General features: G+C 55.5%; 10 protein-coding genes. 6 read left to right on the top strand and 4 right to left on the bottom strand.

All coding sequences use genetic code 11. The features are described 5' to 3' along the window. The first annotated feature begins 3 nt into the window (after positions 1–3). The 4 genes from rpoZ to recG are packed head-to-tail and all read left to right on the top strand — an operon-like array spanning position 4 to position 5193. Complete coding sequence (gene rpoZ / locus OGY33_RS21835; RefSeq protein ID WP_000135058.1) at positions 4–279, top strand: DNA-directed RNA polymerase subunit omega; 276 nt, start codon at positions 4–6, stop codon at positions 277–279. Positions 280–297: 18 nt separating this feature from the next. Further along, positions 298–2412, top strand: coding sequence for a bifunctional GTP diphosphokinase/guanosine-3',5'-bis pyrophosphate 3'-pyrophosphohydrolase (gene spoT / locus OGY33_RS21830; protein WP_003024038.1), 2115 nt, complete (start codon positions 298–300; stop codon positions 2410–2412). 4 nt (positions 2413–2416) lie between these two features. Next, positions 2417–3106: a tRNA (guanosine(18)-2'-O)-methyltransferase TrmH gene (gene trmH / locus OGY33_RS21825; RefSeq protein WP_032945382.1), complete on the top strand. Its 690-nt coding sequence runs from the start codon at positions 2417–2419 to the stop codon at positions 3104–3106. 5 nt (positions 3107–3111) lie between these two features. Further along, complete coding sequence (gene recG / locus OGY33_RS21820; RefSeq protein WP_133087150.1) at positions 3112–5193, top strand: ATP-dependent DNA helicase RecG; 2082 nt, start codon at positions 3112–3114, stop codon at positions 5191–5193. 42 nt (positions 5194–5235) lie between these two features. Here recG and gltS read toward each other — a convergent pair whose 3' ends face one another. After that, positions 5236–6441, bottom strand: a complete 1206-nt coding sequence (gene gltS, locus OGY33_RS21815) for a sodium/glutamate symporter (protein ID WP_003024029.1) — start codon at positions 6439–6441, stop codon at positions 5236–5238. A 225-nt stretch (positions 6442–6666) separates the two neighbouring features. Here gltS and xanP point away from each other — a divergent pair, with 225 nt between their 5' ends. Both xanP and OGY33_RS21805 read left to right on the top strand, forming a co-directional pair. Then, a complete protein-coding gene (gene xanP, locus OGY33_RS21810) occupies positions 6667–8058 on the top strand; it encodes a xanthine/proton symporter XanP (RefSeq protein ID WP_003024026.1) in 1392 nt (463 codons plus the stop codon). A gap of 121 nt (positions 8059–8179) precedes the next feature. After that, on the top strand, positions 8180–9889 hold the full coding sequence (locus tag OGY33_RS21805) for an AsmA family protein (RefSeq protein ID WP_275260084.1): 1710 nt from the start codon (positions 8180–8182) through the stop codon (positions 9887–9889). 42 nt (positions 9890–9931) lie between these two features. Here OGY33_RS21805 and OGY33_RS21800 read toward each other — a convergent pair whose 3' ends face one another. The 3 genes from OGY33_RS21800 to OGY33_RS21790 form a co-directional block, all read right to left on the bottom strand. Then, a complete protein-coding gene (locus tag OGY33_RS21800) occupies positions 9932–10609 on the bottom strand; it encodes a D-lyxose/D-mannose family sugar isomerase (protein ID WP_103014667.1) in 678 nt (225 codons plus the stop codon). Positions 10610–10658: 49 nt separating this feature from the next. Continuing rightward, positions 10659–11519: a ketose-bisphosphate aldolase gene (locus tag OGY33_RS21795; protein ID WP_003827236.1), complete on the bottom strand. Its 861-nt coding sequence runs from the start codon at positions 11517–11519 to the stop codon at positions 10659–10661. An 80-nt stretch (positions 11520–11599) separates the two neighbouring features. Further along, positions 11600–12451 (bottom strand): class II fructose-bisphosphate aldolase, encoded by an 852-nt coding sequence (locus OGY33_RS21790; protein ID WP_191238007.1) that lies wholly within the window; start codon positions 12449–12451, stop codon positions 11600–11602. Positions 12452–12453 lie beyond the last annotated feature (2 nt).

Raw genomic sequence — 12453 nt, 5'->3', positions numbered from 1 at the left:
AGTATGGCACGCGTAACTGTTCAGGACGCTGTAGAGAAAATTGGTAACCGTTTTGACCTGGTACTGGTCGCCGCGCGTCGCGCTCGTCAGATGCAGGTAGGCGGAAAGGATCCGCTCGTACCAGAAGAAAACGATAAAACTACCGTTATCGCGCTGCGCGAAATCGAAGAAGGTCTGATCAACAACCAGATCCTCGACGTGCGTGAGCGCCAGGAACAGCAAGAGCAGGAAGCCGCTGAATTACAAGCCGTTACCGCTATTGCTGAAGGTCGTCGTTAATCACAAAGCGGGTCGCCCTTGTATCTGTTTGAAAGCCTGAATCAACTGATTCAAAACTACCTGCCGGAAGACCAGATTAAGCGTCTTCGGCAGGCGTATCTCGTTGCACGTGACGCTCACGAGGGCCAGACACGTTCAAGCGGTGAACCCTATATCACGCACCCGGTAGCGGTAGCCTGCATTCTGGCCGAGATGAAACTCGACTACGAAACGCTGATGGCTGCGCTGCTGCATGACGTGATTGAAGATACCCCAGCCACCTATCAGGACATGGAACAGCTTTTTGGTAAAAGCGTTGCAGAGCTGGTAGAAGGGGTATCGAAGCTTGATAAGCTTAAGTTTCGCGATAAGAAAGAGGCGCAAGCTGAAAACTTTCGCAAGATGATTATGGCGATGGTGCAGGATATCCGCGTCATTCTCATCAAACTTGCCGACCGCACCCACAACATGCGCACGCTGGGTTCATTACGCCCGGACAAGCGTCGCCGCATCGCCCGTGAAACTCTCGAAATCTATAGTCCGCTGGCACACCGTTTAGGTATTCATCACATTAAAACCGAGCTGGAAGAGCTGGGTTTTGAAGCGCTGTACCCAAACCGCTATCGCGTGATTAAAGAAGTGGTTAAAGCCGCTCGCGGCAACCGCAAAGAGATGATCCAAAAAATCCTCTCGGAAATCGAAGGGCGTTTGCAGGAGGCAGGTATTCCGTGTCGCGTAAGCGGGCGTGAGAAGCACCTGTACTCTATTTACTGCAAAATGGTGCTCAAAGAGCAGCGTTTTCACTCCATCATGGATATCTACGCATTTCGCGTCATCGTTCATGATTCCGATACCTGCTATCGCGTACTCGGCCAGATGCACAGCCTGTACAAACCACGCCCTGGTCGCGTGAAAGACTATATCGCCATTCCGAAAGCGAACGGATATCAGTCTTTGCACACCTCAATGATCGGCCCTCATGGCGTCCCGGTTGAAGTACAGATTCGTACTGAAGACATGGACCAGATGGCAGAGATGGGTGTCGCAGCGCACTGGGCTTACAAAGAGCACGGCGGCGAAAGCAGCACCACTGCGCAAATCCGCGCTCAGCGCTGGATGCAAAGCTTGCTGGAACTGCAGCAGAGCGCCGGTAGCTCGTTTGAATTTATTGAAAGCGTCAAATCTGATCTCTTCCCGGATGAGATTTATGTTTTCACACCGGAAGGGCGCATTGTCGAACTGCCCGCTGGTGCAACGCCTGTCGACTTCGCCTACGCTGTGCATACCGATATCGGTCACGCCTGCGTCGGCGCGCGCGTCGACAGACAGCCTTACCCGCTTTCACAACCGCTCTTTAGCGGCCAGACCGTTGAGATTATCACCGCGCCGGGCGCACGTCCGAATGCCGCGTGGCTAAACTTCGTCGTCAGTTCGAAAGCGCGCGCCAAGATTCGCCAACTGTTGAAAAACCTCAAGCGCGATGATTCCGTCAGTCTGGGTCGTCGACTGCTCAACCATGCCCTGGGCGGTAGCCGTAAACTGGCTGAGATCCCGCCAGAGAGCATCCAGCGTGAGCTTGAGCGTATGAAGCTCGCCACGCTTGACGATCTGCTCGCAGAAATCGGTCTGGGTAACGCCATGAGCGTGGTGGTAGCGAAAAACCTCCAGCAGGGCGAAGCAACAGCGAACGTACCAGCACAATCTGGCCATGGTCATCTGCCAATCAAAGGCGCAGACGGCGTGCTGATCACTTTCGCGAAATGCTGTCGTCCAATTCCAGGCGATCCAATCATTGCCCACGTCAGTCCGGGTAAAGGTCTGGTGATCCACCATGAGTCCTGCCGTAATATTCGTGGCTACCAGAAAGAGCCAGAGAAGTTTATGGCGGTGGAATGGGATAAAGAGACGGAGCAGGAATTCATCACCGAGATTAAGGTGGATATGTTTAACCACCAGGGTGCTCTGGCGAACCTGACGGCGGCAATCAACACGACCACCTCCAATATTCAAAGTTTGAATACGGAAGAGAAAGATGGCCGCGTTTATAGCGCCTTTATTCGCCTGACCGCTCGCGATCGTGTGCACCTGGCGAATATCATGCGCAAAATCCGCGTCATGCCGGACGTGATAAAAGTCACCCGTAACCGAAACTAGTCTTATGAATGAACAGCGCTATGCACGTATCCGCGAGATGCTCGCACGTCGTCAGCCCGATCTGACCGTCTGCATGGAGCAGGTTCACAAACCTCATAACGTTTCTGCGATTATTCGTACTGCAGATGCGGTCGGCGTGCATGAAGTCCACGCCGTCTGGCCGGGTAGCCGTATGCGCACCATGGCCTCTTCTGCCGCAGGCAGCAACAGTTGGGTGCAGGTGAAAACTCACCTTACCATTGGCGATGCGGTCACACATTTAAAAAGCCGGGGCATGCAGGTCCTGGCAACCCATCTGTCAGATAAAGCCGTGGATTTTCGCGAGATTGATTACACGCGCCCCACCTGCATCCTGATGGGCCAGGAGAAAACCGGCATCACTCAGGAAGCATTGGATCTGGCTGATCAGGACATCATCATTCCCATGACTGGCATGGTGCAGTCACTGAACGTTTCTGTCGCCTCCGCGCTGATTCTGTACGAAGCACAGCGCCAGCGGCAAAACGCGGGGATGTACCGACGAGAAAACAGCATGCTGCCACAAGAAGAGCAGCAGCGCTTACTGTTTGAAGGCGGTTATCCGGTGCTGGCGAATGTCGCTAAGCGCAAAGGTCTTCCCTACCCTCACGTAAACACGCAGGGCGAAATTGAAGCCGATGCAACGTGGTGGGCCACTATGCAATCTGCGAGATAAACGCGATGAAAGGCCGTTTACTGGATGCCATCCCACTCAACTCTCTGACCGGCGTTGGCGCAGCGCAAAGCAGTAAACTGGCTAAAATTGGCCTGCACACCGTGCAGGACCTCCTGCTCCACCTCCCTTTGCGTTACGAAGACCGTACCCATCTGTACCCAATTGGCGAACTGCTGCCGGGTGTCTATGCCACCGTTGAAGGCGAAGTGCTGAACTGCAATATCACCTTCGGCGGCCGCCGGATGATGACCTGTCAAATCAGCGATGGCTCGGGGATTCTCACCATGCGCTTTTTCAACTTCAGCGCAGCGATGAAAAACAGCCTTGCTACCGGGCGTAGGGTACTGGCCTACGGCGAAGCCAAACGCGGGAAATACGGCGCAGAGATGATTCACCCGGAATACCGCGTACAAGGCGATCTCAGCACGCCAGAATTGCAGGAAACACTCACACCAGTATATCCAACCACCGAAGGAGTGAAGCAGGCCACGCTGCGCAAGCTGACCGATCAGGCACTGGATCTGCTCGATACCTGCGCCATTGCCGAACTGCTGCCGCCAGAGCTGTTACAGGGCATGATGAGCCTACCCGAAGCACTGCGCACATTGCACCGCCCCCCACCTTCGCTGCAACTCAGCGATCTGGAAACCGGACAACATCCGGCGCAGCGACGTCTGATTCTCGAAGAACTGCTGGCGCATAATCTCAGCATGCTGGCACTACGTGCCGGGGCACAGCGTTTTCACGCCCAGCCGTTAAGTGCTAACAACGCGCTAAAAGATAAGCTGCTGGCAGCATTGCCGTTCAAACCTACTGGCGCACAGGCCCGTGTTACCGCTGAGATTGAACGCGATATGGCACTGGATGTGCCGATGATGCGCCTGGTACAGGGTGATGTCGGCTCCGGTAAAACGCTGGTTGCCGCGCTGGCCGCGCTGCGGGCTATCGCACATGGTAAGCAGGTTGCGCTAATGGCTCCTACCGAACTATTGGCTGAACAGCATGCGAATAACTTCCGCAACTGGTTCGCGCCACTGGGCGTTGAAGTGGGCTGGCTGGCGGGCAAGCAGAAAGGTAAAGCGCGTCTGGCGCAACAGGAAGCTATCGCCAGCGGTCAGGTGCAGATGATTGTCGGCACGCACGCGATTTTCCAGGAACAGGTGCAGTTCAACGGGCTGGCGCTGGTTATCATCGACGAACAGCACCGCTTCGGCGTACATCAGCGTCTGGCGCTGTGGGAGAAAGGTCAGCAGCAGGGTTTCCACCCACACCAGCTAATCATGACCGCCACGCCGATTCCACGTACCCTGGCGATGACGGCCTATGCTGACCTCGACACGTCGGTCATTGACGAACTCCCTCCGGGGCGTACGCCGGTCACTACGGTCGCCATTCCGGATACCCGCCGCAGCGATATTATTGATCGCGTGCGCAACGCCTGTACCCACGAAGGACGTCAAGCATACTGGGTCTGTACGCTGATTGAAGAGTCTGACTTGTTGGAAGCTCAGGCGGCAGAAGCGACGTGGGAAGAGCTTAAACTGGCGCTGCCAGAACTCAATATTGGCCTGGTACACGGGCGCATGAAGCCCGCCGAGAAGCAGTCTGTAATGGCGGCCTTTAAGCAGGGTGAACTGCATCTGCTGGTTGCCACGACGGTGATTGAAGTGGGCGTGGACGTGCCAAACGCCAGCCTGATGATAATTGAAAACCCGGAACGCTTAGGTCTGGCCCAGTTGCACCAGTTGCGTGGTCGCGTAGGCCGTGGCGCGGTGGCTTCCCACTGCGTTCTGCTCTACAAATCACCGCTGTCTAAAACCGCGCAGAAACGCCTGCAGGTTCTGCGAGACAGCAATGACGGGTTCGTAATTGCGCAAAAAGATTTAGAGATTCGCGGCCCCGGCGAGCTGTTAGGTACTCGCCAGACCGGAACAGCAGAATTCAAGGTCGCAGATTTACTGCGCGATCAGGCGATTATCCCGGAAGTTCAGCGCATTGCCCGCCATATTCACGAACGTTATCCGCAACAGGCCGTGGCACTGATAGAGCGCTGGATGCCGGAAACCGAACGCTACTCCAACGCGTAGTTAATTCATAGCGGCGGCGGATGTTACCCCGCCGCACAGCCGTTATTGCGCGAAAATCGGTAACAGCAGATACAGCTTAATCACCAGCGCGTTGACGATATCGATAAAGAACGCCCCCACCATCGGCACCACCAGAAACGCCATATGGGATGGTCCAAAACGTTCGGTAATCGCCTGCATGTTGGCAATCGCCGTCGGCGTCGCGCCGAGACCAAAACCGCAGTGTCCGGCAGCCAGCACGGCGGCATCGTAGTTCTTACCCATCATGCGCCAGGTGACGAATATCGCGTACAGCGCCATGAAAATAGTCTGCACAACCAGGATTGCCAGCATCGGCAAGGCCAGTGAAGCCAGTTCCCACAGCTTCAGGCTCATCAGCGCCATCGCCAGAAACAGCGACAGACTTACGTTACCCAGCACCGAAACTGCACGTTCGAACACCCGATAAAAACCCAGTAGCGCCAGACCGTTACTGAGGATCACCCCAACAAACAGGACGCAGACGAAGGTCGGCAATTCCAGCACTGTTCCAACCAGCATTTGCGCAACGATTTTACCCACCGTCAGACAGATAGCGATCAGAGCAATGGTTTCAATCAGCACCAGCGAAGTGATCATGCGCCCAACGTCCGGCTTTTCAAATGCGGTCGGCACGGCCTGATCGTCCGGCATACCGTCTGGCGTGGTGGAGTGTTTGACCAGATAGCGTGCCACCGGGCCGCCAATCAGCCCGCCCAGCACCAGACCAAACGTTGCGCAAGCCATTGCCACTTCAGTTGCATTGGTGAAGCCATAACGTTCAATAAACAGCTTGCTCCACGCGGCCCCGGTTCCGTGTCCACCAGAGAGGGTGATCGAGCCAGCGATCAGACCCATCAGCGGGTCCAGACCCAGCAGGGTCGCCATACCAATACCGATGGCGTTTTGCATCAGCAACAGGCCAACAACCACAATCAGAAAGATACCCACCACGCGGCCACCGGCACGCAAACTGGCGATATTGGCGTTCAGACCGATAGTGGCGAAGAAGGCCAGCATCAACGGGTCGCGCAGGGTCATATCGAAATTCACTTCCCAACCCATGCTTTTTTTCAGCACCAGCAGCGCAATCGCCACCAGCAATCCGCCTGCAACGGGTTCGGGAATGGTGTATTTTTTCAGGAAGGAAACAGACTGGACGAGCTTACGTCCCAGCAGCAACACAAGGGTTGCCGCAACCAGCGTTGATAACGTATCGAGATAAAACATTTACAGCTCCATTAGTGCGTTTAGCACAATCACGCACGATGCATTCCAGACCGATTTTTAGCTCTTATTGAGTTTTCGGAGTGGATTTTAAGCAGAAAATGATGAAAAGTTATATAAAAATGTTTGTTTATCCGTTTTAAATATTAAGAATACCTGCTAGCAAACGTTTGCTTTTCTGCCCTGGTCAGATAAAATCACCGCTTTTCCACCATGGGATTGCCTCTGATGTCCGTTAACGCCGTAGAGTCAACAAATGCGCAACCGGTTGCGCAGACTCACAACAGTGAACTGATTTACCGTCTTGAAGATCGCCCCCCGTTAGCCCAGACCCTGTTTGCCGCCTGCCAGCATCTGCTGGCCATGTTCGTCGCGGTGATCACCCCTGCTCTGTTAATTTGCCAGGCGCTTGGTTTACCGGCTCAGGATACTCAACACATTATCAGTATGTCGCTGTTCGCCTCCGGCGTGGCTTCTATCATTCAGATTAAAGCCTGGGGACCAGTAGGCTCAGGGCTGCTATCCATTCAGGGCACCAGCTTTAACTTTGTTGCGCCACTGATTATGGGCGGTACGGCGCTAAAAACCGGTGGCGCAGATGTCCCAACCATGATGGCGGCGCTGTTCGGTACGCTGATGCTGGCAAGCTGCACCGAGATGGTTATCTCGCGTGTCCTGCACCTGGCGCGTCGTATTATTACTCCGCTGGTCTCAGGGGTGGTGGTGATGATTATCGGCCTGTCGCTGATTCAGGTAGGTCTGACATCGATTGGCGGTGGCTATGCCGCAATGAGCGACAACACCTTTGGTGCGCCGAAGAATTTACTGTTGGCAGGCGTGGTGCTGGCGCTAATCATCCTGCTTAACCGTCAACGCAACCCTTACCTGCGCGTTGCGTCATTGGTGATTGCGATGGCGGCAGGCTATCTGCTGGCCTGGTTTATGGACATGCTGCCGCAAAATACCGCACCGGTAAGCCAGGACCTGCTGATGGTGCCAACGCCGCTGTATTATGGCCTGGGAATCGACTGGAGTTTACTGCTGCCGCTGATGCTGGTCTTTATGATTACCTCACTGGAAACCATCGGCGATATTACGGCCACCTCTGATGTCTCCGAGCAGCCGGTTTCGGGTCCGCTGTATATGAAGCGCCTGAAAGGCGGCGTGCTGGCGAACGGTCTGAACTCGTTTGTTTCCGCCGTGTTCAACACCTTCCCGAACTCCTGTTTTGGCCAGAACAATGGGGTTATTCAGTTAACAGGCGTTGCCAGCCGCTACGTTGGTTTTGTGGTGGCGCTGATGTTAATCGCGCTGGGCCTGTTCCCGGCAGTCAGCGGTTTTGTACAGCATATTCCTGAGCCGGTACTGGGCGGCGCAACACTGGTGATGTTCGGTACTATCGCAGCATCCGGTGTGCGTATCGTGTCCCGCGAGCCGTTGAACCGCCGCGCGATTCTGATTATCGCGCTGTCGCTGGCCGTTGGTCTGGGTGTTTCCCAGCAGCCGCTGATTCTCCAGTTCGCCCCGGATTGGGTGAAAAACCTGCTCTCTTCCGGTATCGCCGCTGGCGGTATTACCGCAATCGTTCTGAATCTGGTATTCCCGCCAGAAAAGCAATAAGCAAAATGCGGCGTTGGTTCTGAATCAACGCCGCTGTAACGCTCTTTCACCATTCCCGCCTTGAGCATTGCGCCTAAATCGTGCATAACTTGACTATGTGCACTTCGCGGGATGGAAGACCATGAAATTTATTGGAAAGCTGCTTCTTTACGTGCTGATCGCCCTTGCAGTGGCGATTCTCGGCCTTTATTTTCTACTGCAAACCCGCTGGGGGGCAGAGCACGTCAGCGCCTGGGTTTCGGAGAACAGCAGCTACCATCTGGCGTTTGATGCCATCGATCACCGGTTTTCCTCCCCTTCCCATATTCTGCTGGAAAACGTCACCTTTGGCCGGGATGGTCAGCCCGCAACGCTGGTCGCTAAAATGGTTGATATTGGGCTGAGTAGCCGCCAAATCACCGACCCGCTGCACGTAGACACCATTTTGTTGCAAAACGGCACACTGAATCTTTCCCAGCAAACCGCGCCGCTACCGTTCCAGGCCGATCGCCTGCAATTGCAGGATATGGCGCTTAACAGCCCCGGCAGCGAGTGGAACCTCAGCGCCCAGCGCGTTAACGGCGGCGTCATTCCCTGGAGCCCTGAGGCAGGTAAAATTCTCGGGAGCAAAGCGCAAATTCAGCTCAGCGCCAGTTCGTTGACGCTCAACGATGTTCCAACTACCAACGTCTTGATTGAAGGCAACATCGACCATGACCGGGTGACGCTAAGCAATATTGGCGCTGACGTGGCGCGTGGGGCATTAACCGGCGTAGCGCAACGCAATGCAGACGGAAGTTGGGTTGTGGAGAATCTGCGCCTGAACGATATCCGGCTGCAAAGCGACAAATCGCTGGCCGACTTTTTTGCCCCGTTAAGCACTATTCCTTCCCTGCAAATTGGTCGTCTGGAAGTGACGGATGCCCGTCTGCAAGGCCCCGACTGGGCGGTGACGGATCTCGATCTGAGCTTGCGCAACATGACCTTCAGTAAGGACGACTGGCAAACTCAGGAAGGAAAATTGTCGATGAACGCCAGCGAGTTTATTTACGGCTCTCTGCACTTCTTCGATCCGATTCTGAACGCCGAGTTCTCACCGCAGGGCATTGCGCTGCGCCAGTTCACCACCCGCTGGGAAGGCGGTATGGTCAGAACATCCGGAAACTGGATGCGCAGCAACAAAGCGCTGGTCCTTGACGATGCCGCTATTGCTGGTCTGGAATACACGCTGCCGGAAAACTGGAAGCAGCTGTGGATGAAACCCCTGCCAGCGTGGCTAAACAGCCTGACGCTGAAGAAATTCAGCGCCAGCCGCAATCTGGTGATTGATATCGACCCGAATTTCCCGTGGCAGCTCACCGCGCTGGACGGCTACGGCGCTAACCTCGGACTGGTACAGAACAATCAGTGGGGGATCTGGAGCGGTAGCGCCACCCTCAACGCCGCTGCCGCTACCTTTAACCGTACGGATGTGCGTCGTCCTTCTCTGGCGCTAACGGCAAACAGCAGCACCATCAATATCAGCGAACTGAGCGCCTATACGGAAAAAGGACTGCTGGAGGCCACCGCCAGCATTTCGCAGCTACCTCAGCGCCAGACGCAGGTCAGCCTGAACGGGCGCGGCGTGCCAATGACGATCCTGCAGCAGTGGGGCTGGCCCGCACTGCCGCTTTCCGGAGATGGCAACATCCAGCTTACTGCCAGCGGCAATATTCAGGCCGATGCGCCTCTCAAGCCAACGGTCAACGGTCAGCTGCATGCGGTGAACGTGGAGAAACAGCAGGTAACGCAAACCATGCAGGCGGGCGTGGTTTCGGGGAGTGAAGTCACTGCACCACCACCTGCACAATGATTTATTGCCCGGTGGCGCTTCGCTTACCGGGCCTACTCACGCTCATAAACGAATATATTCACTGCACAGCAGCCACTTCACCGGCTCGTCTTCTTCAATCACCGGGAAGCGACCGCCAGGTTCCAGAAAGTGGTTGTCATGCTGGTCGTCATTGACCATCGAGATTTCCCAGCCCAGCACGAACGCCTTCTCCGCCCAAAAGCGATGATACAAGCGCGGTGGCAGGCACACTCCTTGTCCCGGTTTCAATACCAGCGTCTCGCCAGCGTTAACTGTACGCCGCTGACCATCCACGCTAACCTCAACAACGCGTCGGGCGTCATACTCATCATCAGGCGTGACCCACGCCAGCTGCATACATAAATCACCGCCGCCGCGATTAACGATATCTTCCATTTTATGGCGATGAAAATGCCACGGTGTTTGTTGATCCTGCTGAATTTGCAGCATCTTTTCGGCATACGGTTTGGGGTAATCCGCTGACCCCATCAGACCATTGCGCAACGTTAGTAACGTCAGCCCCGTTTGCGCAAAATCTCCGTGCCCGAAGTCGGTAATATCCCAGCCCAACTGGAGATCACGCACTTCACGCCACAGAGTTTGATCCTGTTGCCGCCAGGCATCGACCGTAAAATACGCGAAATCAGGCAGACAGACCCGAAAAGTCTCAGCTATGGCATGCGCTTTATCGACGGCATAATTAATGTGTGAACGCTTCATTGCACTTTTCCTTGTTGCGAAAGAGGCGGGTCGCCCCGCCTGCATGCCGTTAGTAAAGTGATGCTTTGCCAGTTGAACCGAACAGTTTCATTTTGTGGCGGATCACGTCCCGCGCGGCGCTAATGGCTTCCGGATAGATTACGTTCGGGTCCCACCAGGTTTCTTTCGCCAGGATTTCACGGACTTTCTGGAAGTAGGCGTATTTCATATCGCTGGAAATGTTGATTTTGCCAACGCCCAACGTCACGGATTCGGCAATTTCCGCATCCGGGTTCGCGGAACCACCGTGCAGCACCAGCGGAATATCCACACGCCCGGCGATGTCGCGCAGGATGTTCATTTGCAGCTCAGGCTGCATCCCTTTCGGGTAGATCCCGTGCGCGGTTCCAATCGCCACCGCCAGCGTGTCTGCACCGGTTCGGGCGATAAAATCCTCTGCCTGAGCAGGATCGGTATAAGTAACCTTCGACACGCCGCCTTCCACTGATGTCCCGGTCTGGCCAATCGTTCCCAACTCCCCTTCCACCGAAACACCTACCGCATGCGCCAATTTGACCACTTCGCGGGTCAGCGCCACGTTCTCTTCATATGGCAGCAGCGAGCCATCAATCATCACCGAGGTAAACCCACACTGAATCGCCCGCAGGACATGCTCAACCGAAGCGCCGTGGTCCAGATGCAGAGTAAAGGGAACCGGGCTACGCATGGTGATATCACGGACGTAGCTAAAAAACGCATCGCCGACAAAATCATGTTCGCTGGGGTGAATGGAGATAATCGCCGGGGTATTGGTCGCCTCCGCTTCTTCCACTACTGCGCGTACAAAGCAGCTGTCCGCCACGTTGAATGCGCCGATGGCAAAACCGTGCTGACGGGTAGGTTGCAGTAATTCTTTCATCGAAACTAACATGTTAATTCTCCAGTTTCAGGGTGTAGAAAGCCCTGCCAGTGCGTCATCGCAGAGGCATAGAAGGCGTTACAGAAAATGAATCAGGCTTTGCCGATAGCGCCGCTGGCCTGCAGGTACGGAATAATGGCTTCCTCGCAGGCCTGTTCCATCAGGGCCAGGGCATCAACGAGTTCACCGGATGTGTCGCGACACAGGGTATGCAGTAGCGCAGCCTTTCCGGCTTCGAAAACCGCCGCACCAACGTTTATCTTGGCGACACCAAACATCGGGCAGCGCTGTAGCTGGTCAAACGGCGTCCCGCTGCCACCATGAAGCGCCAGCGGCACCGTTGATAACCGGGCTATTTCCTCCAGCCGCTGGAAATCAATAGCAGGAGTGATACCCGGCGCGTACATGCCGTGTGCCGTACCCACCGACACCGCCAGCAAATTGATCCCGGTCTGTTGGATGAAGGGTTCCACGTCGGCGGCCTGGGTCATCAAATCAGCGTTAGCGGCGTGGTCATAGCACGGAGCATCGGCCAAATGACCCAGCTCGCCTTCCACGCACAGAGAAAAGCTGGCTGCAAGCTCAACCACCGCCCGGGTCTGGCGGATGTTCTCCTCCAGCGCAAAGGCGGAGGCGTCGATCATTAAGCCGCTGAATCCGGCGCGAAAAGCCTGGTGAATGCGTACAGGATCCTTTCCATGATCCAGCGCCAGCGCGACCGGTACCGAGGCTTCCTCTGCCAGCGTTTTGACCACCGCCGCCGCTATCGGGGCTGGAAAATGCTCCAGATGCCCCTGATACAAATTCAGAATGATGGGCGCACGGTGTTCCTCCGCCACTCGCACCGCTGCGCGGGCGCTTTCCAGGTTCATACAGTTGATGGCCAGCAGCGCGTACTGCTCGCGCCAGGCTTTGGTCACCATGCTTTTCATATCGGCAAACATAC

Origin of the sequence: Citrobacter sp. Cpo032, assembly GCF_030332975.1 — a bacterium.
Taxonomy (GTDB): domain Bacteria; phylum Pseudomonadota; class Gammaproteobacteria; order Enterobacterales; family Enterobacteriaceae; genus Citrobacter; species Citrobacter portucalensis.
Note: the sequence above shows the minus strand (reverse complement) of the source record. Positions and strands in the feature narration are given on the sequence as shown.

Coding starts and splice junctions, on each gene's coding strand:
- rpoZ (WP_000135058.1), top strand. CDS start 4: ATGGCACGCGTAACTGTTCAGGACGCTGTAGAGAAAATTGGTAACCGT.
- trmH (WP_032945382.1), top strand. CDS start 2,417: ATGAATGAACAGCGCTATGCACGTATCCGCGAGATGCTCGCACGTCGT.
- recG (WP_133087150.1), top strand. CDS start 3,112: ATGAAAGGCCGTTTACTGGATGCCATCCCACTCAACTCTCTGACCGGC.
- gltS (WP_003024029.1), bottom strand. CDS start 6,441: ATGTTTTATCTCGATACGTTATCAACGCTGGTTGCGGCAACCCTTGTG.
- xanP (WP_003024026.1), top strand. CDS start 6,667: ATGTCCGTTAACGCCGTAGAGTCAACAAATGCGCAACCGGTTGCGCAG.
- OGY33_RS21805 (WP_275260084.1), top strand. CDS start 8,180: ATGAAATTTATTGGAAAGCTGCTTCTTTACGTGCTGATCGCCCTTGCA.
- OGY33_RS21800 (WP_103014667.1), bottom strand. CDS start 10,609: ATGAAGCGTTCACACATTAATTATGCCGTCGATAAAGCGCATGCCATA.
- OGY33_RS21795 (WP_003827236.1), bottom strand. CDS start 11,519: ATGTTAGTTTCGATGAAAGAATTACTGCAACCTACCCGTCAGCACGGT.
- OGY33_RS21790 (WP_191238007.1), bottom strand. CDS start 12,451: ATGTTTGCCGATATGAAAAGCATGGTGACCAAAGCCTGGCGCGAGCAG.